Here is a 26489-nt window from a genome sequence, read left to right on the forward strand (position 1 = left end):
GTGACGGTCTGGAGTGGGGAAGGCCACTCGATCGGGGTTCATTGGTGCGGTTCGCTGTGCGTAGGGTCGTACTCATGGGTACGAACGCTGATCCGCTCGCCATCCTCGGTTCCCTGCCCGGCGTGTCCGACGCGGTGGACTCTGTGCGGCAGTCCGTGGACAAGGTCTACGGGCACCGGGTGATGCGCCGCCGGTCCGAAGAGGTGACGTCCGAGGCGGCGCTGCGCGGAGCGCGCGGTTCCGCCGCACTGGCCGGCGCCGACTGGCCGCTGGAGGAGATGCGGCGGCGCAGCGACTTCTCCGCGGACGCCGAGGCCCGCACGGTGGGTGCGGCGCTGCGGCTGACCGCCGAGGCCGGGCAGATGCTCAGCGTCTGGCGCCAGTCGCCGGTGCAGGCGCTGGCGCGGCTGCACCTGGTGGCGGCGGGCGGCGCGGCTCCTGACGACACGGTCGGCCGGCCGCGGCTGGCCGGTGAACCGGTCGACGAGCCGCTCGTGGAGCTCCCGCTCCCGGAGTCGGGAGAGGTGGCCGCCCGGCTCGACGGGCTGGTCGGACTGCTGCGCGCGGGGAGCGAGGCGCCCGCGCTCGTCGTCGGCGCGGTGGTGCACGGCGAACTGCTCTCGCTGCGGCCCTTCGGCTCGTTCAACGGGCCGGTCGCGCGGGCCGCGGAGCGCATCGTGCTGGTCGGCAGCGGACTCGATCCCAAGTCGATCTGTCCGGCCGAGGTGGGCCACGCCGAACTCGGGCGGGCCGACTACCTCAAGGCCCTGGAGGGTTACGCGTCCGGGACGCCGGAAGGCATGGCCGCGTGGATCGGGCACTGCGGGAAGGCGCTGGAACTCGGGGTGCGCGAGAGCGTCGCGGTGTGCGAGGCGCTGCAGCGCGGCGCGGCCTGAGACCGGAGCCCGGAAAGGGTTGCGCCGGAAAGGGTTGCGGCGGCACCCAGGGGGTGCCGCCGCTGACATGTCCGTCGCGTTACCATGCGTGCTCGATTTTTGCCGATCAGGTCGGGACTTTGCCCGTCACCTGGTGCGGCTGGCCCGGTTAGCGGGTCGGCTGCGCGTGGGTGCCCGACTTCCATGCTGGGTCCGTGTGGCCAGATACTCTGCGGTCTTCCTCTCGGAACGTCCGTGGTCTCGCGGGCCTCTGAGTCCTTTCTACCGCCGCCACGGCCGAAGCGGAACCCCTGAGCGCACTTCTTTACTTTTGCCTTCAATCAGGACAAAAGTGACGGTCGGCGGCGGCGGGCCGCGTACCAGACCAGTCCGGCGGTGGCGGCGGCCGCTCCGACCGCTGCGGCGGCGAGCACCGGGCGCGGCGGCATCGACAGCGACGGGATCCGCTGGTTGAGCCGGACCGGCCGGTTGAAGGTGAGGATCGGCCACTCCTTGCCGGTCGCCTCCCGGCGCAGCCCGCGGTCCGGATTCACCGCGTACGGGTGGCCGACGACCTCCAGCATGGGGATGTCCGTCACCGAATCGCTGTACGCGAACGACCGTTCCAGGTCGTATCCCTCGGTCTCGGCGAGCCCGAGGATGGCCTCGGCCTTGGCGGGGCCGTAGACGTAGTGCTCGATCTCGCCGGTGTAGCAGCCGTCCTTGGCGACCATCTGGGTGGCGATCACATGGTCGGCGCCGAGCATCCGGCCGATGGGCTCGACGACCTCGGCTCCCGAGGCGCTCACGATCACCACGTCCCGGCCGGCGGCGTGGTGCTCCTCGATGAGGGATGCGGCCTCGTCGTAGATGATCGGGTCGATGAGGTCGTGGAGGGTCTCGGCCACGATCTCCCTGACCTGCTGCACGTTCCAGCCGCGGCACAGCTCGGAGAGGTACTTGCGCATCCCCTCCATCTGGTCGTGGTCGGCGCCGCCCACGAGATACACGAACTGGGCGTAGGCGGTGCGCAGCACGGCCCGTCGATTGATCAGGCCGCCCTGGTAGAAGGATCTGCTGAAGGCGAGGGTGCTCGACTTGGCGATCACGGTCTTGTCGAGGTCGAAGAATGCTGCGGTGCGCGGGGACAGGTGGTTTTCCACGAGCACGAGCATAAGCAACCACCATTCGGCGTAAGCTCAGGCGCGTGGGTTTGCCTGAGAAGGCTGTCGGGTACACCATGGAAGTCACGGATCGTTCGCGACCGTGCTAACCCGGTCTGGCTCCTCCCCCCCGAGTCGGACTGTGGGGACGACCCCCGCTCTCCCCCCCGGCGGGGGTCGTCGCATGTCCGGATGTCTTTTCGGACCGACGTCCCGGTAGCTCTCCTTCCTTTTATGCGGTAGCTCCGCCTCCTCTTGCGCTGCCTGTATCGGGTACGACGTGTCACGTTCTGTAATCGTTGCGCCTTGGCGGCGAACTCACCCGTTCGAGTGGCGGAGTTATCCACAACCGCTGAGTTATCCACCGGAACCGACCAAGATCATCTGAGACTCCGGAACGGCCGGACTCTGTTCGCAGGCGATGCACCACCGTGCTCGCGGGACGAACGAGGGGGACAGGGCCGTGGCTGAATCCATCACACCCGACCGGAGGCCGGCAGCAGCGGACGAGCCGGTCGGACCGCTGATCGTCACTCAGGACGAGGCGCTGCTCGACGATTTGCTGCGGCTGTGCGCGGCGGCCGGCGCCGAACCCGAAGTGGCTTTCGGGGCTCCGCCACGTGCGGGCAGCTGGGAATCCGCGCCGCTGGTCCTCGTCGGCTCCGACGACACCACCCGGCTCCGCGGCGCCGTCCGGCGAAAGGGCGTGCTGCTCGTCGGCCGGGATCTGGACGACCAGGACGTGTGGCGCAGAGCCGTCGACATCGGCGCCGATCATGTGCTCTTCCTGCCGGATGCCGAGACATGGCTGGTGGACCGGATCGCCGATGTGGCCGAGGGAGTCGCCGAACCCGCCCTGACCATCGGGGTGGTGGGCGGCCGCGGCGGCGCCGGGGCCAGCACTCTGGCCTGCGCCCTCGCGGTCACCGCGGCCCGCGACGGCCGCCGCGCGATGCTCATCGACGGCGACCCGCTCGGCGGCGGCCTCGACATCCTGCTCGGCGCGGAGCGCGCCGGGGGACTGCGCTGGCCCGACCTCGCCGACTCGCGGGGGCGCGTCAACAGCGGTGCGCTGGAGGAGTCGCTGCCGCGGCTGGACGCGCTGAGCGTCCTCAGCTGGGACCGCAGCGACTCGGTGGTCATCCCGCCGCAGGCCATGCGGTCCGTGCTGGGTGCCGCGCGGCGCCGGGGCGGAGTCGTCGTCGTGGACCTGCCCCGCCGGGTCGACGACGCGGTCGCGGAATCCCTGGCCCAGATCGACGTCGGACTCCTCGTCGTCCCGGCCGAGTTGCGGGCGGTGGCCGCGGCCACCCGGGTCGCCTCGGCGGTCAGCATGGTCCTCAAGGACCTGCGGGTGGTTGCCCGCGGGCCGTTCGCTTCGGGGCTCGGGGACGAGGAGATCGCCAAACTCATCGGTCTGCCGCTGGCCGGTGAACTGCCGTCGGAACCGGACCTGCTGGATGCGCGGGACGGCGGGCGGCCGCCCGGCGCGAGCGGACGCGGGCCGCTGGCCCGCTTCTGCTCCGCCTTCCTGTCCCAGGCCCTGCCCAGCGGCGGGAGCGTGCCGGTATGAGCGCCGACCGCGCGGAACCGAGGGCGGCGCTCCTGGACGCCGTCAGACTCCGCCTCGCGGAGTACAGCGGGGACCCGACACCCAGCAGGGTCGCCGCCGCGCTGCGCGCCGAAGGGCGGCTGCTGGGCGACACCGAAGTGCTCGGCGTCGTCACCGCGCTCCGCTCCGAAATGGTGGGCGCGGGGCCGCTGGAACCCCTCCTCGCGGATCCGGACGTCACCGATGTTCTCGTCAACGGGCCGGACGAGGTGTGGGTCGACCGCGGGCACGGCCTGGAGCGCAGCGACGTCGGCTTCGCCGATGCCGCCGCGGTGCGCAGGCTCGCCCAGCGGCTCGCGACCACCGCCGGGCGGCGGCTGGACGACGCGCGGCCGTGGGTCGACGCCCGGCTGCCGGACGGCACCCGGCTGCATGCCGTGCTGCCGCCCGTCGTCGTCGGGTCGCCGTGTCTGTCGCTGCGGGTGGTGCGGGCCCGTGCCTTCGCCCTGGACGAGCTCATCGCCGCCGGCACCATGGACGCCGAGACCGCCCGGCTGCTGCGGGCCGTCCTCGACGCCCGGCTCTCCTTCATGATCAGCGGCGGCACCGGCACCGGGAAGACCACACTGCTCAGCTGCTTGTTGGGCCTGGTCGAACCGGATCTGCGCATCGTCCTCGCCGAGGACTCCGCGGAACTGCGACCCGACCACCCGCATGTCGTACGTCTGGAGACCCGGCCGGCGAATCAGGAGGGTGCCGGTCTGGTGGAGCTCCGGGACCTGGTGCGCCAGGCCCTGCGGATGCGCCCGGACCGGCTGGTGGTCGGCGAGGTCCGCGGACCGGAGGTCACCGAGCTGCTCGCCGCGCTCAACACCGGGCACGAGGGCGGTTGCGGCACGATCCACGCGAACGCGGCCGGCGACGTGCCGGCCCGGCTGGAGGCGCTCGGCTCGACCGCCGGACTCGACCGGGCCGCCCTGCACAGCCAGTTGGCGGCCGCGCTGTCCGTCGTCGTCCATCTGGCAAGGGACCGTTCGGGGCTGCGCCGGGTCGCCGAGATCCATGTACTGGAACGCCGCGCCGACGGGCTGGTCGTCACCGTCCCGGCCGTGATGCGCGGCGCTCACGGTGCCGGGGAGCGGGGGCCGGGCTGGGACCGGCTGGCGGGCCTGTGCGAGCGGGGCGCGTCATGAGGCCCGGGCCGGCGCTGGTGACGCTGTGGGCGGCGGTGCTCTGCGCGGGGACCGCCGGGTGGCTGATGTGCGGCAGGGACGCCGTGCTGCGCCGGGCCCGGCTGATGCTCGTCGGCAGTCAGCGGCCGGCCACCGTGTGGGCTTGGGGGCCCGGCATGTGGCGTGGGCCGGTTGCCTGCGGGCAGGCGCTGCTCGCACCGCTGCGGGAGCGGCTGGGATGGCGGCTCGGACGGGAACTGCTCTGCCTGCCCGCCGGACTGCTGCTCGCGCTGCTGGCGCATTCGGTGCTGCCCGCGCTGGCCGGGGCCGCCGCTGTGCCACTGGTCGGCCGCCAACTGCGGGAGCGGGCACGGCGGGTGGCAGCGGAGATGCGGGTGACCGCGGTGGGCACCCTCTGCGGGACGGTCGCCGGTGATCTGCGGGCGGGAAGCCCGCCGCACACGGCACTGGCGGGCGCGATCGAGGACGACGGCTGGCCGGACGCCCCCGAGCTGGTGGACGCCGCGCGGCTGCTGCTGGCCGCCGCCCGGTTCGGCGGAGATGTGCCGGAAGTTTTGCGGGCCGCCGCGCGCCAGGAGGGCGCCGAGGGGCTGGCGGCCGTCGCCGCCTGCTGGCAGGTCGCCGTCGACGGCGGCGCGGGGCTGGCCGGGGGCCTCGACCGGATCGCCGCCGCGCTGCGCGCCGAACGTGATCAACGCGACGACCTGCGAGCCCAGTTGGCCGGTCCTCGCTCGACCGCGCTGATGCTGGCCCTGCTCCCGCTGTTCGGAGTGGTGCTGGGCGCGGGACTGGGAGCGGATCCGGTGGGGACGCTGCTGGGCACCCCGACAGGGCTGGCCTGCCTGCTGGCGGGCGGCCTGCTGGAGTGGGCGGGACTCGCCTGGACCGGACGCATCGTGCGGTCCGCCGAGGAGTCCTGGTGAGCGGCGACCGGGTCCACAGCCTGGGGACAGCCGTCTCGGTCGGCGCCGCGGTCCTGTGTGTCGCGGTGACGGTGATCGAGGCCCGGCGGGAACGCGCCGCGCTCGGCAGGCTCCGCCTGCTGTTCGGGGTGCGGGTCGCCAAAAACCCTGGAACCGCGTGGTGGACCAGAGGGCCCGCGCTGCGGACCTGGGGTCCGGTGGCAGCGGTGGCGCTCGGCGCGGCCGTGTTCGTGGGAGGGATCCCCGGCTGTGTGACGGGTCTGCTCGCCGCGTACGGGATACGGCGCTGGCAGCGCCGGGCACGGACGGCCGGCAGCCATGACCGTGACGTGAGTGCCGGGCGTCAACTGCCGCTCTGCGCCGACCTGATGGCGGCCTGCCTCGCGGCGGGCGCCCGGCCGGGCGAGGCGGCCGAAGCGGTCGGCCGCTCACTGGGCGGGCCGTTGGGCGACGGGCTCATACGGGTGGCGGCCGAGCTCCGGCTGGGCGGTGATCCCGAGCAGTGCTGGGAACGGTTCGGCCGGCTGCCCGCGGTCAAGGGGCTCGCCCGCTGCCTGGCCCGCGCCTCGCACAGCGGAGTGGCGCCGGTCGACGAAGTGGCCCGCCTCGCCGCTGACTACCGCGCGGCACGCGGCCGTTCGGCACTCGCCCGGGCCCGGCGCGCGGGAGTGCTCGCCACGGCTCCGCTCGGACTCTGCTTTCTGCCGGCCTTCCTGCTCGTCGGGGTGGTTCCGGTGGTGATGGGGCTGGCGGCGGGGATCCTCGCGGGCGGCTCCGGCTAGCGCCAGGGCCGGCTCGATCACGGCATACGAACGTCATTCAACACATACCGATACAAGGGGGAACGTCATGGTGGTCCGGATGCTTCGCGCGACGGCCCGGCGGCTTCGGTCGGCCGCGGATGCGGGAATGACCACGGCGGAGTACGCCGTCGGCACACTGGCGGCCTGTGGATTCGCCGCCGTGCTCTACAAGATCGTGACCAGCGGCGCGGTGAAATCGGCGCTCAGCGGTCTGATCGAGAGGGCACTCGATGTGTCCTTCTGAGAGCCCTCCGGAAGGGTCGTCGGAGTCGCCTTCGGAACCGCCCCCGAAACCGCCCATCCGGCGGCCGTCAGTGAGGGCGTGGCGGGGCGAGCGGGGGTTCGTCACGGCGGAGGCCGCGGTCGCGCTACCGGTCATGGTGCTCTTCACCGCGGGGCTGCTGAGCGGGCTGATGGCCGTGGCGGCTCAGATCCAGTGCGTGGACGCGGCGCGGGCGGGTGCGCGGGCCGCGGCCCGTTCCGAGCCGGAGGCCGCCGCGCTGGCGGCGGCCCGCGCCGCCGCTCCGCGGGGTGCCGCGGTGTCGCTGACCCGGGAGGGTGAGCTGGTCAGGGTGCGGGTCACCGCCCGGGCGCCGGTGCTGGAGGTCGCGCTGCACGCGGAAGCGGCGGCGCTCGCCGAGGACACCGTCCGATGAGCGGCGGGTGGCGCGGGGACCGGGGCTCGGCGACGGTCTGGGCCGCGCTGCTGATGGGCGTGCTGTGTCTGGCGTTCGGCGCGGTCCTGGCCATGGGCCAGGCGGTCGCCGCCCGCCATCGGGCGGGCGGCGCGGCGGACCTGGCGGCCCTGGCCGCGGCGGACCACGCGCTGGACGGCCCGGTCGCCGCCTGCGCGCGGGCCGCGCGGACGGCGGCGGCACAGGGCGCCCGGCTCGTGCGGTGTGTGGTGACAGGTGAGATCGCCGATGTCACCGCCGCCGTCGGCCCGGCCCGGGTCCGCTCCCGTGCCGGTCCCGCCTCCCCGGGCTCTCACTCCCCGACCGGAGCCGGGCCCGCTGCTGGATCCCCGCCTGGATCCCCGCCTGGATCCGCACCTGGATCCGCACCTGGATCCGTACCTGGGCCAACAGCTGGATCGGCCTTTGGATCCGCAGCTGATTCCGGGAGCGTCTCCCGGGCCAGCAGGCAGTCCAGGAGGCGGACGGCGGCCGGTTTGTCCAGGGGCTCGTTGCCGCTGCCGCACTTGGGGGACTGGACGCAGGAGGGGCAGCCGAACTCGCACTCGCAGGAGGCGATGGCCTCCCGGGTGGCGGTGAGCCAGCCGCGGGCGGTGTGGAAGGCGCGCTCGGCGAAGCCCGCGCCGCCCGGGTGGCCGTCGTAGACGAAGACGGTGGGCAGGCCGGTGTCGGCGTGCAGCGGGATCGAGACGCCGCCGATGTCCCAGCGGTCGCAGGTGGCGAAGAGCGGGAGGAGACCGATGGAGGCGTGTTCGGCGGCGTGCAGGGCGCCGGGGAGCTCCTCGGGGTGGATCCGCGCGGCGTCCAACTGGTCGTCGGTGACGGTCCACCACACGGCGCGGGTGCGCAATGAGCTTGGCGGGAGGTCGAGTTTGGTCTCGCCGAGCACTTCACCGGTGATCAGCCGGCGGCGCAGGAAGGAGACGACCTGATGGGTGACCTCGACCGATCCGAAGTGGACGCGGGCAGCGCCCCAGGACTCCTCCAGGTCGGTGGAGAGAACGGAGACGGAGGTGGTCTCACGGGCCATCGTCGAGTAGTCGGGGTCGGCCTCGCCGACCAGGGCCACGGCGTCCTCGAGGTCCAGGTGCTCGACCAGATACGTCCGGCCCTGGTGGAGGTGGACCGCGCCGTCGTGGACCGATGTGTGGGCGGAGGCGTCGTCGACCGTGCCGAGCAGCCGTCCGGTGGCGGACTCTACGACCTGGACGGCCTTTCCGCCGGCACCCCGGATGTCGGTGAGGTCGGCGGCGCGCTCCCGGCGGGTCCAGAAGTAGCCGCCGGCCCGGCGCCGCAGCAGACCGCGGCGCTCCAGCTGGGGGAGCAGGGCCGCGGTTTCGGGGCCGAAGAGCGTCAGATCGTCGTCGGTGAGCGGGAGCTCGGCCGCGGCGGCGCACAGATGGGGGGCGAGGACGTAGGGGTTGTCGGGGTCCAGGACGGTGGATTCCACCGGGCGTTGGAAGATCGCTTCGGGGTGGTGGACGAGATACGTGTCGAGCGGGTCGTCGCGGCCCACGAGGATGGCGAGCGCGCCCTGTCCGGCGCGCCCGGCGCGGCCCGCCTGCTGCCACATCGAGGCACGCGTGCCGGGATAGCCGGCCAGCAGGACGGCGTCGAGCCCGGAGACGTCGACGCCCAGTTCCAGGGCGGTGGTGGAGGCCAGGCCGAGGAGCCGGCCCGAGTGCAGATCGCGTTCGAGGGCGCGGCGCTCCTCGGCGAGGTAGCCGCCGCGGTAGGCGGCGACCCGGGAGGGCAGCGAGGCGTCGACGGCGGCCAGTTTCTCCTGGGCGATCAGGGCGATCAGCTCGGCGGCCCGCCGGGAGCGGACGAAGGCGACGGTGCGGGTGCCCTGGACGACGAGGTCGGTGAGGAGGTCGGCGCACTCGGCGGTGGCGGTGCGGCGGACGGGCGCGCCGTGCTCGCCGCTCATCTCCGTCAGCGGCGGTTCCCAGAGGGCGAAGGCCAGTTCGCCACGGGGGGAGGCGTCGTCGGTGACCTCCACGACCTGGACGCCGGTGAGACGGCCTGCAGCGGCCGCGGGATCGGCGGCGGTGGCGGAGGCGAGTACGAAGACCGGATCGGCGCCGTAATGGGCGCACAGCCGCCGCAGCCGCCGCAGCACCTGGGCAACGTGGGAGCCGAAGACACCCCGGTAGGTGTGGCACTCGTCGATGACGACGTACCGCAGCCGGCGCAGATACGAGGCCCAGCGGGCGTGGGCGGGAAGGATGCCGCGGTGCAGCATGTCGGGGTTGGTGAGGACGTACGTGGCGTACTGGCGGACCCACTCGCGTTCCTCGAATGGAGTATCGCCGTCGTAGAGCGCGGGACGGATCGCCGAACCGAGCGGTTCTGCGAGCGCGGCGACCGCCCGCCGCTGATCCGCTGCGAGGGCCTTGGTGGGCGCCAGATAGAGCGCGGTGGCCCCACGGCCGTTCGGAGCCTCGGAGCCGTCCAGGAGGGCACTGAGGACCGGGGCGAGGTAGGCGAGGGACTTGCCGGAGGCGGTTCCGGTGGCGACGACCACCGACTGGCCGCGCATCGCGTGTCCTGCGGTGAGCGCCTGGTGCTCCCAGGGACGGGCGATACCGGCCGCCCGGATGGCCTCCAGCACCTCCGGACGGATCTGATCAGGCCAATCGGCATGGCGACCGACCCGCGGGGGCAAGTGCTCCGTATGGGTGATGCGTGCGGCTCGGCCTGCCCCCGTGGCGAGCCGCTCGAGAACGGTGCGGGGGGACGGCCGGCCGTGCGCCGACTGCGGAAGTTGATCCTTAGCCATCGGCACTCAGTGTGTCACCGGCGTGACGGACAATCGCAGGAAGGCGTCGTGCTGGCCCGCTGTGAAGTGATTGAATGCCATCGCGGCTGCCGATCCGTCCCCTCCCCTTCGGCGGGGAGGTCCCCGGGGGCGACGCCGCTCGATGCAAGGTGCTGGAGGATCCGTGGACCTGTCCCTGTCGACTCGAACCGTTGGCGACCGTACGGTCGTCGAGGTCGGCGGCGAGATTGATGTGTACACCGCGCCCAAGCTGCGTGAGCAGCTGGTAGAGCTGGTGAACGACGGCAGTTATCACCTGGTTGTGGACATGGAGGGAGTCGATTTCCTCGACTCCACCGGTCTGGGTGTACTGGTCGGCGGTCTCAAGCGGGTGCGTGCTCACGAAGGCTCGCTGCGCCTGGTATGCAATCAGGAGCGCATTCTTAAGATTTTCCGGATTACTGGCCTGACCAAGGTGTTCCCGATCCACACCTCGGTCGACGAGGCTGTCGCGGCGAACGACTGATCATCCCGATCGTCGCAGGACGGGGGTACCGGGCGGTTTCGTCGCCCGGACCCCTGTGATGCCCACCCATAGGAGCGAGGGGGAGGCCATGCCCACCGTAGAACTGCTCTTCAGCGCTCAGCCCGAGCACGTGCGCACCGCACGGCTCGTAGCGGCTGCGGTAGCGCGCCGGGCGGGGGTGGACGAGGCAGTCCTTGACGAGGTGCGGCTTGCCGTGGGCGAGGCGTGCAGCCGAGCTGTCGGCCTGCACCTGAGCAACGGCGTGGACCGGCCCGTGCGGGTGTTGCTGACCGAGGAGGAGAAGAAATTCTCCATCGAGGTCGGCGACGAGGCACCGGGTTCACCGGCGGGCTCCGTCCCGTCGGCGCGCGCGTCCGGCGCCGATGACTCCGACGACGAGGGCGAGATGGGCCTGGCCGTCATCAGCGGTCTGGTCGACGACGTCGAGGTCACCGTTGGCGAGCACGGCGGAATCATCCGCATGAGCTGGCCGACGGCGTCCGCTGTCGTGCTCCCCTAGGACCTGCTCCGGCCGTTCCCGAACCGGACGACTCACCCGCAGCACCGGCAGCACACGCCTCACCCGTATCGCTCATTCGCGACGGGCGGAACGGCCCCCCGCGGCGGCCCTCCTAGCGCTGCCCGGCGCCGTCGTCATGACGCCGCCCGCGCGCCGGCCCCGCCTGCCTCCGCGCTGCCCGCATGCTGCCCTGGTGCTGCCTTCGCGGCGTCTTCCGCATGCCTTCCCCGCGCCTTCCCCCGTGCCCGATTCTTCACCGCATTCGGTGGTTTACGCGCCCGAGGGGAATTCCGGCTTCCCCGACACAGGCGAATTCTGATCCCGCGCACTGTTTTGATCTAGTCCCGCTCCCTACAATCCGTCCATCTTTGCTCAGCTCGCTGAGCGTCGCGGCTGTGGGAGTCGCAGGAGCCGCGCGCCCATGCGCCAAACGTCAAGGAGGACGAATGGCGGGGCCACTTACCCCTCACACGCACGACATCGCTCAGGCACTGGCCGCCGGGCCGGTACTGACCGACGGCAACCGGAATCTCGTACTGATCATCGTGGTCGTCGCACTGGCGGCACTGGCGCTCGCCGGAGTGCTGGTACGTCAAGTGCTCTCGGCGGACGAGGGCACCGACAGCATGAAGCGCATCGCTGCTGCCGTGCAGGAAGGCGCGAACGCCTACCTCGCACGGCAGTTCCGTACGCTGGGGATCTTCGCCGTGGTGGCGTTCTTCCTGCTCATGCTGTTGCCTTCGGACAACACTTCGCAGCGAATCGGCCGTTCGGTGTTCTTCCTCGTGGGCGCCGTGTTCTCGGCGGTCACCGGCTATGTCGGCATGTGGCTGGCGGTGCGCGCCAATGTGCGCGTGGCGGCCGCCGCACGGGCGGCCACGCCCGCGCCCGGCGAGCCGAAAGCGGATCTGACCGATGTCTCGCACCGCGCGATGAAGATCGCTTTCCGCACCGGTGGTGTGGTCGGCATGTTCACGGTGGGCCTCGGTCTGCTGGGCGCCTCGGTCGTCGTGCTCCTTTACAAGGCCGACGCGCCCAAGGTGCTGGAGGGCTTCGGCTTCGGCGCGGCCCTGCTCGCGATGTTCATGCGTGTCGGCGGCGGCATCTTCACCAAGGCCGCCGACGTGGGCGCCGACCTGGTCGGCAAGGTCGAGAAGGGCATCCCCGAGGACGACCCGCGCAATGCCGCGACCATCGCGGACAACGTGGGCGACAACGTCGGTGACTGCGCCGGTATGGCCGCCGACCTCTTCGAGTCCTACGCCGTCACCCTGGTGGCCGCACTCATCCTGGGCAAAGTGACGTTCGGCGACGCCGGGCTGGCCTTCCCGCTGCTCATCCCCGCGATCGGCGTGCTCACCGCGATGATCGGCATCTTCGCCGTCGCGCCGCGCCGCTCCGACCGCAGCGGGATGACCGCCATCAACCGCGGCTTCTTCATCTCCGCCGTCATCTCGATGGTGCTCGTCGCGGTGGCGGTCTACCTCTACCTCCCGGCCACCTACGCGGAGCTGAAGGGCGTCCCGGCCGACATCGCCGGCCACTCGGGCGACCCGCGGGTCCTCGCGCTCGTCGCCGTCGCCATCGGCATCGTGCTCGCCGCGCTCATCCAGCAGCTCACCGGCTACTTCACCGAGACCAGCCGGCGTCCCGTCCAGGACATCGGCAAGTCCTCGCTGACCGGCGCGGCCACCGTGGTCCTCGCCGGCATCGCCATCGGCCTGGAGTCGGCGGTCTACTCGGCGGTGCTGATCGGGCTGTCGGTCTACGGGGCGTTCCTGCTCGGCGGCACCTCCGTGTGGCTCGCGCTGTTCGCCGTCGCACTGGCCGGCACCGGCCTGCTCACCACCGTCGGCGTGATCGTGGCCATGGACACCTTCGGTCCGGTCTCCGACAACGCCCAGGGCATCGCGGAGATGTCCGGGGACGTGCACGGCGAGGGCGCCCAGGTGCTCACCGACCTGGACGCGGTCGGCAACACCACCAAGGCGATCACCAAGGGCATCGCCATCGCCACGGCGGTGCTCGCCGCGACCGCGCTCTTCGGCGCGTTCAAGGAGGCGATCGACACCGCGGTCGCGGGCGCCCACATCTCCGTGTCCGACATGAGATGGCTCAGCCTCGACATCTCGCAGCCGAACAACCTGTTCGGGCTGTTGCTCGGGGCGGCCGTCGTGTTCCTGTTCTCCGGCCTCGCCATCAACGCCGTCTCGCGCTCCGCGGGCTCGGTGGTCTACGAGGTGCGGCGGCAGTTCCGCGAACACCCCGGGATCATGGACGGCACCGAGCTGCCGGAGTACGGCAAGGTCGTCGACATCTGCACCAAGGACGCGCTGCGCGAGCTGACCACCCCCGGTCTGCTCGCCGTCCTCGCGCCCATCGCGGTCGGCTTCTCCCTCGGCGTCGGCTCGCTCGCCTCGTATCTGGCGGGCGCGATCGGCACCGGCACCCTGATGGCGGTGTTCCTCGCCAACTCCGGTGGCGCCTGGGACAACGCCAAGAAGCTGGTCGAGGACGGGAATTACGGCGGCAAGGGCAGTGAGGCCCATGCCGCGACCGTCATCGGTGACACGGTCGGCGACCCGTTCAAGGACACCGCGGGACCGGCGATCAACCCGCTGCTCAAGGTCATGAACCTGGTGGCGCTGCTGATCGCCCCGGCGGTGGTGAAGTTCTCGTACGGCGACGACGCGAACCTCGGGGTCCGCATCACGGTGGCGGTGGTCTCGATCGCCATCATCGTCGGCGCGGTCTACAACTCCAAGCGGCGTGGCATCGCGATGGGGGACGACAACAACGCGCCGACGCCGGAACGTTCGGCCGATCCGGCGTCGGTCTCCTGACCGGCTCCTGACCGGGACGCACTGACCCGGATCCGGACCGACGGCACGTCAGAACGGCGGCGGGCGGCACTTTTTGAGTGCCGCCCGCCGCCGTGCGCGAGTGTACCGACACCGGACGATCCTTGGTGCAAATGGCTTCAATAGGGGATGAATCTTCCTTCGGACTCGTGGTCGACACCCATTTGGCGTGTAAGTTCCGGGGCCGTAGAGCCATGGAAGGGACACAACCGGTGAAGAAGAAGCTCGTGGGCGCGCTGTCCGGTGCCGCTCTGCTCCTGGCATTGACGGGATGCAGCAGCGACGACTCGAACGACAAGCTGGACGCCTGGGCGAAGACCGTCTGCGACCAGGCCTCGGCACAGACCAAGAAGATCAACGACGCGAACACGGCCATCACGAAGGTCGACAAGAACGGCAAGCCGGCGGATGTGAAGGCGGCGGACTCCGCGGCCTTCCAGCAGATCTCCGAGGCGTACAAGTCCCTCGCGGACATCGTGAGCAAGGCCGGACCGCCGCCCACCGACAACGGCGAGGTCCAGCACAAGGACACGGTCGCCGACCTCAACAAGGCGTCGGCCGCCTACGCGTCCGTGAAGATCAAGGTCGACGGGCTCGACACGTCGGACCAGGGGAAGTTCGCCGACGGCCTCACCGCCGCCTCGGCGGAGGCGGACACCGCCAACAAGACCGCGGAGACGGCTCTCAACACCCTGCGCAAGGGTGAGGTCGGCAAGGCGATGGCCGACCAGCCCGGCTGCAAGACCGGAGCCTCACCGTCGGCGACATGACAGGTCCGGCCGCACGACAGGTCCGGCGGCATGACGGGGCCGGCCGCATGAGACAGGGCCGGCCGCATGACCGGACCGTCGACATGACACGCCCGGCGGGTCCCTGACCCGATCCGAGGGCCCGATCCGAGGACCCGACACGGCCCGGCATCCCTCCGAGGGGCGCCGGGCCGCGCTCGTTCCGCGACAATGGGGGCGTGAGTACCCCGCCCCTCTCCAAAGCCCCGCCCCTCCCCGCCCCGGACCACGCGGAACAGCTGCGTGACGCCCTGCGGGCCGCCGCCTTCACCGCCGACGGCTGCCTCGATCTGCTCGGCGCCACCGCCTACGCGGCCCTGTCCCGGGCCGAGACCGTGCCCGCGCTGCGCGCCACGCGCGGCGGCAGCCCGCTGGAGTCGCTGGTGCGGCTCTTCCTGCTGCAGCGGCCGGTGACCCATGAGCGGCTGCGCGCCGCCCTGCCCGTCGACGTGTGCCTCGCCGACGGCTGGCTGGTCAGGGACGGCGACGAACTGCGCGCCACCGTGGACGTCCGCCCGTACGCGGGGGACGGCGGCGAGGACTGGTGGATCGTCTCCGACCTCGGCTGCGCCGTCGGTGGGGCCGGCGGCATCGGTACGGCGCCCGGCGTCGACCGGGCCGATCTGGTGCTGGGCGTCGGAGGGGCCTCCACGACGCTGGCGGGCCTCACCGTCCGCGACGCGGTGGGCTCCGCGCTCGACCTCGGCACCGGCTCCGGCGTCCAGGCGCTGCACGCCTCCCGGCACGCCACCCGCGTCACCGCGACCGATGTGAACGCGCGCGCCCTGCACTTCGCCCGCCTCACCCTCGCGCTCTCCGGCGCGCCGGAGGCCGATCTGCGGCAGGGCAGCCTCTTCGAGCCGGTCGGTGAGGACCGCTACGACCTGATCGTGTCCAACCCGCCGTTCGTCATCTCCCCGGCGGGCCGCTTCACGTACCGCGACGGCGGGATGCGGGGCGACGACCTGTGCCGCACCCTCGTCCAGCAGTCCGCCGCGCACCTCAACGACGGCGGCTACTGCCAGCTCCTCGCCAACTGGCAGCACACCGAGGGCGAGGACTGGCGGGAGCGGTTGGCCGGCTGGGTGCCGCGCGGCTGCGACGCCTGGATCGTGCAGCGCGAGGTCCAGGACATCACCCAGTACGCCGAGCTGTGGCTGCGCGACGGCGGCGACCACCGCGACGACCCCGAGCGGTACGCGGCCCGGTACGACGCCTGGCTGGACGAGTTCGAGCAGCGCAAGGTCAAGGGCATCGGCTTCGGCTGGATCACCCTCCGCAAGTCCGGCTCCGACCGGCCGGCGATCACCGCCGAGGAATGGCCGCACCCGGTGGAGCAGCCGCTGGGCGCGCACATCAAGGACTGGTTCGTCCGCCAGGACTTCCTCCGCACGCACGACGACGCGGCGCTGCTGGAGGCGCGCTTCCGGCTCGCCGACGAGGTGGTGCAGGAGCAGGTGGGGCTGCCGGGCGCCGAGGACCCCGAGCACGTGGTGCTGCGTGCCAACCGCGGGATGCGGCGCGCCACCAAGGTCGACACGGTAGGCGCGGGCTTCGCGGGCGTGTGCGACGGGACGTTGCCGGCGGGCCGGATCCTCGACGCCATCGCGCAGCTGCTGGGGGAGGACCCGGTGATACTGCGCGACCGTACGCCGGACTCGATCCGGCTCCTCGTCGAGCAGGCGTTCCTGGACCCGGTGGAGAACTGACCGGACCCCGGTGGGCACTGATGCGCGCCGGACACACCTCGGCCCGCTCCCGAGCGGAGTAACGGGGAGCGGGCCGAGGCGGAGCGATCAGCGGGACCAGGGACTAGCCCTGCAGCACACGACCGTTGGAGTCGGTGCGGTCCTTGCTGGTGAAGAAGATGATGGCGTCGATGAACGACCAGATGCCGCAGCCGCCGAGGGTGAACAGCTGGCCGAGGGCCATGCCCGTGTGGCCGGTGTAGAAGCGCCCGATGCCGAGGGTGCCGAGGAAGAGCTGCAGCAGGCCCGCGGTGATCTTGGACTTGTCCGACAGCGGACGACCCTGCGGGTCGTAACCGAACGGGGCGTCGGGCGTGGGCGTGGCCATGGATGGCTCCTTGCGTTGGGGACGAAACACCAAAGGGACGTGCGTAGGTGCCCCGCCCCCCGATGCGTGGCCTGATCCTGGCAGCAACGCCTGTCGGTAGTCACATCATTTGACCGGACTTCATGAAAACGTGATCAGAGATGTGCTAGTTGATGTTGCGCAGTACACCCCAGACCAGCGCCCCGGCGATGAGGACCGCCTGGTACCGGCCCGGGATCACCGGCCGGTACGTCCGGCCGCGCAGCCCCTCCGCCAGCCACCGGCCGTAGAGGAACAGGCCCACCGGCGCGAGCACGAACAGGGCCGCGTTGTCATGGAATGCGCCGGGCAAATCGCCGTGCATCAGGTCATAGACCATGCGCGTCGCACCGCACGCGGGACAGAGCAGCCCGGTCGCCCAGTTGAACGGGCAGCGCGGCAACAGGTGCCCCGGCTCGTGCGGGTTGGTCGTCCAGAGGTACCCGGCGCCCGCGAGGAGCGCGAGCGGGACCGAGGCCGGGTGCGAGACGAGACGTCGCACCCGGCCGGCGGTCGGCCGCAGTCGGGTTTCAGCCACGCAGGACGCGACCCTGCGAGTCGGTGTTGTTGTTGCCCGTCAGCAGGATGATGCCGTCGATCAGCGACCAGATGCCGCAGCCGCCGAGCGTGAAGAGCTGGCCGAGCGCCATGCCGATGTGACCGGTGTAGAACCGGCCCACGCCGAAGCCGCCCAGGAACAGCGAGAGCAGCCCCGCCGTCACCTTCGACTTGTCGGAGTACGGGCGGCCGTAGGGGTCGTAGCCGTACGGGGCGGCCGGGTCGCCGGTGTACGCGCCGGGCTGCGCGTAGCCGGGCTGCATGCCCGGCTGCTGCGGGTAGCCGTAGCCGGGCTGGCCGCCGGCCGGCTGGCCGTACGGGTTCTGCGGGGGCTGCTGCGGCTGGCCGTACTGCGGGTAGCCGTATGCCGCGCCCGGCTGCTGCTGCGGGTCCTGCGGCTGGCCGTACGGGTTCTGGTCGGACATGGCGGGTGGCTCCCCCTGCTGAGAAACGTCGGGCGTCGGACACATCGGTTTTCGGTCGACGCCGCACATCTTTCCAGCTCGCCCGAGTGCACGTCCCGCCCGGGGCAGAATGCGAGGGTGATCCGCATTGAACTCGACGAGGCGTCGCTCGGCCGCACACGCATCGCCATGAGTCCGCTGTGGGACGCGTTCTGCAGCCTGCACCTGACGAAGCCGGGCCGGGAACCGTCCTGGCCGTACCGCAAATGGGTCGGCCGGGCCCGGCACGTCCTGGCGTCCGACGACCGGACGGGACCGCTGCGCGCCCTGTTGAACGGCCCGCTCGGCTTCCCCGACTTCATGCTGCCGCGGCCGCTCGGCACCGGCTCGGTCGAGGCGGAACTGGACGTGCTGCGCGCCACCACGCGTGAAACGGTGCAGCTGCAGATCGCCGAGCACTTCCCCGACGGGCTGCCCGAGCTGTACCGCCCGTACCTCGACGATCCGCGGCGCGCCTGCGGCGAGCTCGCCGACGCCTACGCCGCCTACTGGTACGCCGTCCTCGAACCGCACTGGCCGGTCATGCGCCGGCTGGTCGAGGACGAGGTCCTCATCCGGGCCCGGACGTTCGCCACCGAAGGCGTCGACGCGCTCTTCGCCGGCCTGGAGGCCCGTGCCCGCTGGAACCCGCCCGTCCTGGAACTGACCAAGCACATCGAGGCCGACTACCGGGCGGGGGAGCGCAGTCTGCTGCTGGTGCCGCTGGTCTTCGCCGAGGGCTGCCGGCTGTACTCCACCGACGACCCGGGCGTCATGGCCGTCTCGTTCCAGGCCCGCGGCGCGGGCGCGCTGCGCGACGAGCCCGAGGAGCGCACCGACGACCGGCTCGGCGCGCTGCTCGGCCGCGGGCGGGCCACCGTGCTGCGGGAGCTGGCCGCGCCGCTCACCACGGCCGGCCTCGCCGACCGGCTGGGGCTGGCGCCCTCGACGGTCTCGGAGCACCTGTCCGTGCTCGCCGAGGCCGACGTCGTCAGCCGCCACCGGGTCGGCCGCAGCGTCTACTACCAGCTCACGGACACCGGCCGGGCGCTGCTCGCACTGCTCAGCGGGGAGAACGTGCTCAAAGCCGTCTCCTGACGGCCGGGCTCCGGCCCGCCGGGTCGGCCGGGGTGACGATTCGGGGGTCACCGAATCAGTCGCCGGCGCCCGCCCCCGCTTCGTAGCGTCGCCCGCATGCTGGCAATCGACGCGCACCAACTGCGGCGCACCTACCGTTCCCGCACCGGATGGCTGCGCCCGCGCACCACCGAGACCGAGGCCGCGCAGCAGGACCGCCCTGTGGACCGGCCGCGCGCTGCCCTACGTCGTCAACGGTCTCTTCGTCACCGTCTTCACCCTCGCGGCGGGCGCCCTGCTGCTCGGGCTGCGGATCCCGGCCGCCGCCCTGCCGGGGCTGGCTGCCGCGATCGGCGCGGCCGCCCTGTCGTGCTCGGTCTTCGGGATCACCCTGGGGGCGCTCGGGCTGCGGTTCCGGGACGTCTTCCTCGTGTCGAACGTCGCGAGCGCCGTCCTGCTCCTGCTCACCGGCGCGAACGTGCCGCGCGGGACGCTGCCCGGCTGGATGCGCACGGCCGGCGACCTGCTGCCGCTGACCCACGCGACCGGGGCCGCCCGGGCGCTCGCCGCCGGGGGCACCTGGCGGGCCGCGCTGCCCGGGATCGGGGCCGAGCTGGCGGTGGCCGCCGGGTACACCGTGCTGGCCGTCGTCCTGCTGCGGATCTTCGAGCGCGGCAGTCGGAAGCGAGCCACGCTGGATGTGATGTAGCGCTCGGTTGTCGGCCGCCATTCACCCGGGGTTCGCCCGGACGCCGTACGGAGGTGCGAGTCTCCGGCGCGAGCCGCAAAAAAGCCGCGAAGACGCAGGAAGAAGGGGGACGGGCATGGAGAGCACACCCGCACTGTTCGCCGGAACGGTCTTCGCGCTTTTCGGAGCGGCGCTTCTGGTCTGGGCGGGGGCGCGCACAGCGGGTCGAGCACCGGTGACCCAGGGCGGCGGCCCGGTGGGGGCGGCCCTGACCATTCTTTTCGGAGCGGCGTCGCTGGTCGCCGGCGTCTGGTGTCTCGCACAGGTATAAGCGCACGTCACGCTGCCTGGAAACGGACCGGGCCGTCGGGCCGTGCGGCAGGAATGACGGTTGTCGGGTTACCGTTCGAGTGGCGTTGCGGACTTTTCGCGTTTGACATGGGACCGGGATGTACGGTCACACTCCGCAGCGAACCCCTTCGACCCGGAGAGAAGAGCGAAGTTGTCCCCGACCCGCGAGACCGCAAAGAGCGGCCGCCGACTCGTCATCGTCGAGTCGCCTGCCAAGGCGAAGACGATCAAGAGCTACCTCGGCCCGGGCTACGTGGTCGAGGCCAGCGTCGGGCACATCCGCGACCTCCCCAACGGGGCCGCCGAAGTGCCGGCGGAGTTCAAGGGCCAGCCGTGGGCTCGCCTCGGCGTCAACGTAGACAGTGACTTCGAGCCGATCTACGTCGTCAACGCCGACAAGAAGGCGCAGGTCAAGAAGCTCAAGGACCTGCTCAAGGACTCCGACGAACTCTTCCTCGCCACCGATGAGGACCGCGAGGGCGAGGCCATCGCCTGGCACCTGCAGGAAGTCCTCAAGCCCAAGGTCCCGGTCCGCCGGATGGTCTTCCACGAGATCACCAAGGAAGCGATCCAGGCCGCGGTCGCGAACCCGCGCGAGCTGAACCAGCCGCTCGTCGACGCCCAGGAGACCCGCCGGATCCTCGACCGCCTCTACGGCTACGAGGTCTCGCCGGTCCTGTGGAAGAAGGTCATGCCGCGCCTGTCGGCCGGCCGTGTCCAGTCCGTCGCCACCCGACTCGTCGTCGAGCGGGAACGTGAGCGCATCGCGTTCCGCACCGCCGAGTACTGGGACCTGAGCGGTACCTTCGCCACCGGCCGCACGGGTGACGCCTCCGACCCGTCGACCGTCTCGGCCCGTCTGACCAGCGTCGACGGCCGCCGTATCGCCCAGGGCCGCGACTTCGACGCGTCGACCGGGCGACTCAAGGACAACGCGACCGTCCTCCACCTGGACGAGGCGAACGCCCGCGCGCTCGCCGCCTCGCTCGCGGACAGCGCCTTCGCCGTCCGCAGCGTCGAGTCCAAGCCGTACCGCCGTTCGCCGTACGCCCCCTTCCGCACGACGACGCTGCAGCAGGAGTCCTCGCGCAAGCTGGGCTTCGGCGCCAAGGCGACGATGCAGGTAGCGCAGAAGCTGTACGAGAACGGCTTCATCACCTATATGCGTACGGACTCCACGACGCTGTCGGAGACCGCGATCAAGGCCGCCCGCGCGCAGGTCACCCAGCTCTACGGAGCCGAGTACCTCCCGGAGAAGCCGCGCGTCTACACCGGCAAGGTGAAGAACGCGCAGGAGGCGCACGAGGCGATCCGCCCCTCCGGCGACCGCTTCCGCACCCCCGCGGAGACCGGTCTGACCGGCGACCAGTTCCGGCTCTACGAGCTGATCTGGATGCGTACTGTCGCGTCCCAGATGAAGGACGCGGTCGGCAACTCCGTCACCGTGAAGATCGGTGGCACGTCGAGCGACGGCCGCGCGGCGGAGTTCTCCGCCTCCGGCAAGATCATCACGTTCCACGGCTTCATGAAGGCCTACGTCGAGGGCGCGGACGACCCGAACGCCGAGCTCGACGACCGTGAGCGGCGGCTGCCGCAGGTCAGCGAGGGCGACGGGCTCACCGCGGAAGAGCTCACCGTCGACGGCCACGCCACCAAGCCGCCGGCCCGCTACACCGAAGCCTCGCTGATCAAGGAGCTCGAAGAGCGCGAGATCGGCCGCCCGTCGACGTACGCGTCGATCATCGGCACGATCCTGGACCGCGGCTACGTCTTCAAGAAGGGCACGGCCCTCGTGCCGTCCTTCCTCTCCTTCGCCGTGGTCAACCTGCTGGAGAAGCACTTCGGCCGGCTCGTCGACTACGACTTCACCGCCTCCATGGAGGAGGACCTCGACCGCATCGCCCGCGGTGAGGCCCAGGCCGTGCCGTGGCTGCGGCACTTCTACTTCGGCGGCGACGACACCGCGGCCAAGGCCTCGGCCGCCGACGCCGGCAACGGTGACGGCGACCACCTCGGCGGCCTCAAGGAGCTCGTCGAGGACCTCGGCGCCATCGACGCCCGTGAGATCTCGTCCTTCCCCATCGGTGAGGGCATCGTGCTGCGGGTCGGCCGCTACGGCCCGTACATCGAGCGGGGCGAGAAGGGCGAGGAGAACCACCAGCGCGCCGACGTCCACGAGGAGCTGCCGCCGGACGAGCTGTCCGTCGCGTACGCCGAGGAGCTGTTCGCCAAGCCGAGCGGCGACTTCGAGCTGGGCACCGACCCCGCGACCGGCCGCCCGATCATCGCCCGCGACGGCCGCTACGGCCCGTACGTCACCGAGGTCCTGCCCGAGGACACCCCGAAGACCGGCAAGAACGCGATCAAGCCGCGTACCGCGTCGCTCTTCAAGTCCATGCAGCTCGACACGGTGACGCTCGCCGACGCCCTCAAGCTGATGTCGCTCCCGCGCGTCGTCGGTACGGACGCCGAAGGCGTCGAGATCACCGCGCAGAACGGCCGCTACGGGCCGTATCTGAAGAAGGGCACCGACTCGCGCTCCCTGGAGACCGAGGACCAGCTCTTCGACATCACCCTCGACGAGGCACTGGCGATCTACGCGCAGCCCAAGCAGCGCGGCCGCGCCGCCGCCAAGCCGCCGCTCAAGGAACTGGGCACCGACCCGGTCAGCGAGCGCCCGGTCGTCGTCAAGGACGGCCGCTTCGGCCCGTACGTCACCGACGGCGAGACGAACGCGACGCTGCGGACCGACGACGACGTCGAGACCATCACGCCGGAGCGCGGCTACGAGCTGCTCGCCGAGAAGCGTGCCAAGGGTCCGGCGAAGAAGAAGGCCACGGCGAAGAAGGCGCCCGCCAAGAAGGCGGCGGCGAAGAAGACCACCACGGCCGCCAAGAAGACCGTGGCGAAGAAGACGACGGCCAAGAAGACCACCGCGAAGAAGACCACGGCGGCGCAGACCACCGAATAACCCGCCGAAACACCGGCTCGTCCATGACCCCCCGCCCGTTTGTTCGGGCGGGGGGTCATGGATTTCCGTGCTCCGGATAGGCTGTCCGAATGACGCGAATCGAGCGGCCAAGGGACGTGACCGACGCTTTCGCCGGCGACCTCGCGGCGGACTCGCGCGAGCGGGCGGTAGGTGCCCTGCTGAAGATCCCGCCGCTGCGGAAGCTGTGGAGCGCCCAGCTCACCGGAGGCATCGCCGACCGGCTCGGCATGCTGGTGCTGATCTGGCTGACCGTGCAGGCAGCCGTCCTCGCCGGGTCCTTCGGCGGCGGCTACCGGGGCGCGGCCTTCGCCGTCGCCGCGGTGCTCGGCGTCCGGCTGGTGTCCACCCTGCTCTTCGGCGCCGTCCTGCTCGGCCCGCTGTCGGCGCTCACCGCGACCGCCGGCGCCCTGGACCGCCGCTGGACCATGATCGGCGCGGACGGCGCACGGCTGGCGCTGTTCATCGTCGCCCCGCTGTGGATCACCTGGGTGCCGTCCTCCGCCGTCACCTGGCTGCTCGTCACCGCCTTCGTGGCCGGTATCGCCGAACGCCTGTGGACGGTCGCCAAGGACGGCGCGGCCCCCGGGCTGCTCCCGGTCCCGACCCCCGGCGACACGGCCGTACGCCCCGCCCCCGACCACCTCGCGACGCTCCACCGCCTCGACCTGCGCACCGGGTTCGTCGCCCTGCCGCTCGCCGCGGCCGCGCTCGTCGTCGTGACCCTGCTGAACAGCCTGCTCGCGCTCGGCGTGAACTGGTTCGACCTCCACCAGGTCGCGCTCTCCTCCTACGTCGCCGCCGGGCTGTTCTCCGCGTCCATCGCGGTGCTGTACTTCCTCGAACTGCCCGACACCACGACGGTCCGCCCGCACTCCCCGCTCGAAGGCCTCCGGCTCCCCAAGGGACCCGACGGCTCCGAGCGCGGCCGCACGGGCGCCCTCCCGCTCCTCGTCCTGGCCACCGCGGGCGTGGCCGGCTCGATCGCCGCCGCCGTCGCCCTGTCGGTGTTGCACGCACTCGACCTCGGCTTCGGCCCGGTCGGCTTCGGACTCCTCGTCCTGGCACTGACCGCGGGCACCGTCACGGGCATCCGGGTCGGACCGCGCACCCTGCCGACCCTCTCGCGCCGCCGCCTGCTGGCCATCGCCATCGCCGTCACCGGCCTCGCGCTGCTGCTCACCGGACTGGTCCCCGACCAGACCACCGTCCTGCTGCTGGCGGCTCTCGCCGGCACGGCCGCCGGCGTCACCGCCAACACCGGCCACCTCCTCATCGAGCAGGAGGCCGAGGAGCAGCGCCGCGCGCGCACCACCGACCACCTGCACGCCGTCGTCCGCGTCGCGGTCGCCGTGGCCGCCATCGGTGCCCCGGTGCTCGCCGGACTCATCGGCCCGCACCGCCTCGCCAACGGCCACTTCACCTTCCAGCACGGCGGCGCCGCCTTCACGCTCATGCTGATCGGCGCGCTCCTGCTGCCGGTCGCCGCCCTCGTCCTCGGCAAGACCGACGACCGCCAGGGCGTACCGCTCCGCCGCGACCTGCGCGAGGCCCTGCGCGGCGGCGAGCCCGCCGCGGCGCCCTCCGCCACCGGCTTCTTCATCGCCATAGAGGGCGGCGACGGCGCCGGGAAGTCCACCCAGGTCGAGGCGCTCTCCGAATGGATCCGCGCCAAGGGCCACGAGGTCGTCGTCACCCGCGAACCGGGCGCTACCGCCGTCGGCAAGCGGCTGCGCTCGATCCTGCTGGACGTCTCGTCCGCCGGTCTGTCACACCGCGCGGAGGCGCTGCTGTACGCCGCCGACCGCGCGGAACACGTCGACTCCGTCGTCCGTCCCGCCCTGGAACGCGGCGCCGTCGTGATCTCCGACCGCTACATCGACTCCTCCGTCGCCTACCAGGGCGCCGGCCGCGACCTGGCCCCGACGGAGATCGCCCGCATCTCCCGCTGGGCCACCGACGGACTGGTCCCCAACCTGACGGTCCTCCTCGACGTCTCGCCCGAAGCGGCCCGCGAGCGCTTCACCGAGGCCCCGGACCGACTCGAGTCCGAGCCCGCCGAGTTCCACCAGCGGGTCCGCGCCGGCTTCCTGACCCTCGCCGCCGCCGACCCCTCCCGCTACCTCGTCATCGACGCCGGCCAGGAGCCCGAAGCGGTCACCACCGTCGTGCGGCACCGCCTCGACCAGGCACTGCCGCTCTCCCAGCAGGAGATCGACGCCCGCGAGGAAGCCCGCCGCCAGGCCGAGGAAGCCGCCCGCATCCGCGCCGAGGAAGAGGCGGCCCGGCTCGCCGAGGAAGCCCGCCTCGAAGCCGAACGCCAGGCCCAGCTCGCCCGGCTCCGCGAAGAGGAGGCCGAGCGCCAGCGGGAGGCCGAGGAGGCCGCCCGCCGCGAAGCCGCTGAGCAGGAGGCCGAAGCGGCCCGCCTGCGCGCCGAGGAGGCCGCCCGCCTCGCCGAGGAGGAACGGCTCCGGCTCGCCGCCGAGGCGGCCGCCCGTGCCGCAGAACAGGACCGGCTGCGCCGCCAGGCCGAGGAGGAGTCCCGGCTCCGCGCCGAGGCCGAGGCCCGCCGCCTGGAGAAGCAGCGCAAGGCCGAGGACGCCCTGCGCCGCGCCGAAGAGGCCCGCGCGGCAGCAGCCGCGGCCGCGGCGGCAGCGGCGGCAGCCGCCAGCAACACCACGCAGACCGTGGAGACCCCGAAGCCGGCGCCCAAGGCTCCGGAAGCGGAGACCACCGTCCTCCCGCAGGTTCCGAAGACCCTGGCAGCGGACGAGACCACCGTCCTCCCGCAGGTTCCGAAGACCCTGGCAGCGGACGAGACCACCGTCCTCCCGCAGGTTCCGAAGACCCTGGCAGCGGACGAGACCACCGTCCTCCCGCAGGTTCCGAAGACCCTGGCAGCGGACGAGACCACCGTCCTCCCGCAGGTTCCGAAGACCCTGGCAGCGGACGAGACCACCGTCCTCCCGCAGGTTCCGAAGACCCCGGCAGCGGACGAGACCACCGTCCTCCCGCAGGTTCCGAAGACCCCGGCAGCGGACGAGACCACCGTCCTCCCGAAGGTCCCCAAGGCCCCGGCAGCGGACGAGACCACCGTCCTCCCGAAGGTCCCCAAGGCCCCGGCCTCCGCCGCGGACAAGACATCCGTCCTCCCGAAGGTCCCGGCAGCGGATGAGACGGCCGTCCTGCCGCCGGTCCGCCCGGAACCTGCGGACCGCAGCCCGGCCGACCGCGTCCCGCCGGGCTTCTTCCGCCCGGAGACGACCCCCGACAACGAGCGCACCCGCGAACTCCCCGCGATCAACCCCGACAAGGCCCCTCCGGCCCGCCGCCCCCGCTCCGACTGGGCCGAGGAAACCCCCCTCGACGACCTCCCCACCCTGGCGGACGAACTCCTGGGCTCCCACGACGACGAAGACGGCCCGAGGGGCCGGTAGCCCCCGACGGGGCGCGCGGGCACGACGGCGCCGTTTCGCCTACCGGCGGGGGTGCGGGTAGGTAGGCGCCCGCGCCACCGTTGCGCCTGCGGCGGGCCGCGCCGACTCCGGCGGGGGTGCGGGTACGTCGGCGCCCGCGCCACCGTTGCGCCTGCGGCGGGCTTTTTCCCACCCACCCGCCCAATGCCGGTA

22 protein-coding genes and 1 pseudogene are annotated in these 26489 nt (G+C 72.1%); 18 read left to right on the forward strand and 5 right to left on the reverse strand.

Annotated elements, in window-relative coordinates; translation table 11 throughout:
- Positions 1–74 precede the first annotated feature (74 nt).
- Positions 75–896: an oxidoreductase gene (locus C8250_RS23650; protein ID WP_138357084.1), complete on the forward strand. Its 822-nt coding sequence runs from the start codon at positions 75–77 to the stop codon at positions 894–896.
- Between the two features lie 320 nt (positions 897–1216).
- Here the strand turns inward: C8250_RS23650 and C8250_RS23655 are convergent, their stop codons facing one another.
- Entirely contained in the window at positions 1217–2050 is an 834-nt protein-coding gene (locus tag C8250_RS23655; RefSeq protein ID WP_138357085.1) for an HAD family hydrolase, read from the reverse strand.
- Between the two features lie 451 nt (positions 2051–2501).
- Here C8250_RS23655 and ssd point away from each other — a divergent pair, with 451 nt between their 5' ends.
- The 7 genes and pseudogenes from ssd to C8250_RS23690 all read left to right on the forward strand — a co-directional run.
- Entirely contained in the window at positions 2502–3611 is a 1110-nt protein-coding gene (ssd, locus tag C8250_RS23660; RefSeq protein WP_244809328.1) for a septum site-determining protein Ssd, read from the forward strand.
- Positions 3608–4783, forward strand: a complete 1176-nt coding sequence (locus C8250_RS23665) for a TadA family conjugal transfer-associated ATPase (RefSeq protein ID WP_138357087.1) — start codon at positions 3608–3610, stop codon at positions 4781–4783. The genes ssd and C8250_RS23665 overlap by 4 nt, the downstream gene beginning before the upstream one ends.
- The gene (locus tag C8250_RS23670) at positions 4780–5706 is read left to right on the forward strand and encodes a type II secretion system F family protein (RefSeq protein WP_187144961.1); all 927 of its coding nucleotides are present in this window, start codon (positions 4780–4782) and stop codon (positions 5704–5706) included. Before C8250_RS23665 ends, C8250_RS23670 begins: the two co-directional genes overlap by 4 nt.
- Positions 5703–6488: a type II secretion system F family protein gene (locus C8250_RS23675; RefSeq protein ID WP_138357088.1), complete on the forward strand. Its 786-nt coding sequence runs from the start codon at positions 5703–5705 to the stop codon at positions 6486–6488. The genes C8250_RS23670 and C8250_RS23675 overlap by 4 nt, the downstream gene beginning before the upstream one ends.
- 67 nt (positions 6489–6555) lie before the next feature.
- Positions 6556–6753 (forward strand): DUF4244 domain-containing protein, encoded by a 198-nt coding sequence (locus tag C8250_RS23680; protein WP_138357089.1) that lies wholly within the window; start codon positions 6556–6558, stop codon positions 6751–6753.
- A gap of 133 nt (positions 6754–6886) precedes the next feature.
- A complete protein-coding gene (locus tag C8250_RS23685) occupies positions 6887–7165 on the forward strand; it encodes a TadE family type IV pilus minor pilin (RefSeq protein WP_232484897.1) in 279 nt (92 codons plus the stop codon).
- Positions 7162–7494 (forward strand): annotated as a pseudogene (locus C8250_RS23690) (Rv3654c family TadE-like protein); the annotation flags it as partial. The gene C8250_RS23685 and the pseudogene C8250_RS23690, both read left to right, overlap by 4 nt.
- A 2-nt stretch (positions 7495–7496) precedes the next feature.
- On the opposite strand, the gene C8250_RS23695 reads toward C8250_RS23690, so the two are convergent.
- A complete protein-coding gene (locus tag C8250_RS23695) occupies positions 7497–9986 on the reverse strand; it encodes a DEAD/DEAH box helicase (protein ID WP_138357091.1) in 2490 nt (829 codons plus the stop codon).
- A 163-nt stretch (positions 9987–10149) separates the two neighbouring features.
- Between C8250_RS23695 and bldG the strand changes: the two genes are divergently transcribed.
- The 5 genes from bldG (at position 10150) to C8250_RS23720 (ending at position 16369) form a co-directional block, all read left to right on the forward strand.
- The gene (bldG, locus tag C8250_RS23700) at positions 10150–10491 is read left to right on the forward strand and encodes an anti-sigma factor antagonist BldG (RefSeq protein WP_138357092.1); all 342 of its coding nucleotides are present in this window, start codon (positions 10150–10152) and stop codon (positions 10489–10491) included.
- 88 nt (positions 10492–10579) lie between these two features.
- On the forward strand, positions 10580–11011 hold the full coding sequence (locus tag C8250_RS23705; RefSeq protein ID WP_138357093.1) for an ATP-binding protein: 432 nt from the start codon (positions 10580–10582) through the stop codon (positions 11009–11011).
- A gap of 446 nt (positions 11012–11457) precedes the next feature.
- The gene (locus C8250_RS23710; RefSeq protein WP_138357094.1) at positions 11458–13854 is read left to right on the forward strand and encodes a sodium-translocating pyrophosphatase; all 2397 of its coding nucleotides are present in this window, start codon (positions 11458–11460) and stop codon (positions 13852–13854) included.
- Between the two features lie 230 nt (positions 13855–14084).
- On the forward strand, positions 14085–14642 hold the full coding sequence (locus tag C8250_RS23715) for a small secreted protein (protein WP_346268771.1): 558 nt from the start codon (positions 14085–14087) through the stop codon (positions 14640–14642).
- A gap of 197 nt (positions 14643–14839) precedes the next feature.
- Positions 14840–16369 carry a methyltransferase gene (locus C8250_RS23720; RefSeq protein WP_138357096.1) on the forward strand — a complete coding sequence of 510 codons (1530 nt, stop codon included), beginning with the start codon at positions 14840–14842 and terminating at the stop codon, positions 16367–16369.
- Between the two features lie 103 nt (positions 16370–16472).
- On the opposite strand, the gene C8250_RS23725 is transcribed toward C8250_RS23720, so the two are convergent.
- The 3 genes from C8250_RS23725 to C8250_RS23735 all read right to left on the reverse strand — a co-directional run bounded on the left by C8250_RS23725 (position 16473) and on the right by C8250_RS23735 (position 17737).
- Positions 16473–16736, reverse strand: a complete 264-nt coding sequence (locus C8250_RS23725) for a TM2 domain-containing protein (RefSeq protein WP_138357097.1) — start codon at positions 16734–16736, stop codon at positions 16473–16475.
- Between the two features lie 145 nt (positions 16737–16881).
- Complete coding sequence (locus tag C8250_RS23730; RefSeq protein WP_244809330.1) at positions 16882–17292, reverse strand: DUF2752 domain-containing protein; 411 nt, start codon at positions 17290–17292, stop codon at positions 16882–16884.
- Positions 17285–17737 (reverse strand): TM2 domain-containing protein, encoded by a 453-nt coding sequence (locus C8250_RS23735; protein ID WP_138357098.1) that lies wholly within the window; start codon positions 17735–17737, stop codon positions 17285–17287. Before C8250_RS23735 ends, C8250_RS23730 begins: the two co-directional genes overlap by 8 nt.
- A 117-nt stretch (positions 17738–17854) precedes the next feature.
- Between C8250_RS23735 and C8250_RS23740 the strand changes: the two genes are divergently transcribed.
- The 5 genes from C8250_RS23740 (at position 17855) to tmk (ending at position 26297) form a co-directional block, all read left to right on the forward strand.
- Complete coding sequence (locus tag C8250_RS23740) at positions 17855–18853, forward strand: winged helix-turn-helix domain-containing protein (RefSeq protein ID WP_138357099.1); 999 nt, start codon at positions 17855–17857, stop codon at positions 18851–18853.
- A 217-nt stretch (positions 18854–19070) separates the two neighbouring features.
- Entirely contained in the window at positions 19071–19541 is a 471-nt protein-coding gene (locus C8250_RS23745; RefSeq protein ID WP_232484961.1) for an ABC transporter permease, read from the forward strand.
- 115 nt (positions 19542–19656) lie between these two features.
- Complete coding sequence (locus C8250_RS23750) at positions 19657–19851, forward strand: hypothetical protein (protein ID WP_138357101.1); 195 nt, start codon at positions 19657–19659, stop codon at positions 19849–19851.
- Between the two features lie 171 nt (positions 19852–20022).
- Complete coding sequence (gene topA / locus C8250_RS23755; protein WP_138357102.1) at positions 20023–22842, forward strand: type I DNA topoisomerase; 2820 nt, start codon at positions 20023–20025, stop codon at positions 22840–22842.
- A gap of 89 nt (positions 22843–22931) precedes the next feature.
- Positions 22932–26297: a dTMP kinase gene (tmk, locus tag C8250_RS23760; RefSeq protein WP_187144962.1), complete on the forward strand. Its 3366-nt coding sequence runs from the start codon at positions 22932–22934 to the stop codon at positions 26295–26297.
- Positions 26298–26489: the final 192 nt, after the last annotated feature.

The organism is Streptomyces sp. So13.3, from assembly GCF_005860785.2.
Taxonomy (GTDB): Bacteria; Actinomycetota; Actinomycetes; order Streptomycetales; family Streptomycetaceae; genus Actinacidiphila; species Actinacidiphila fildesensis.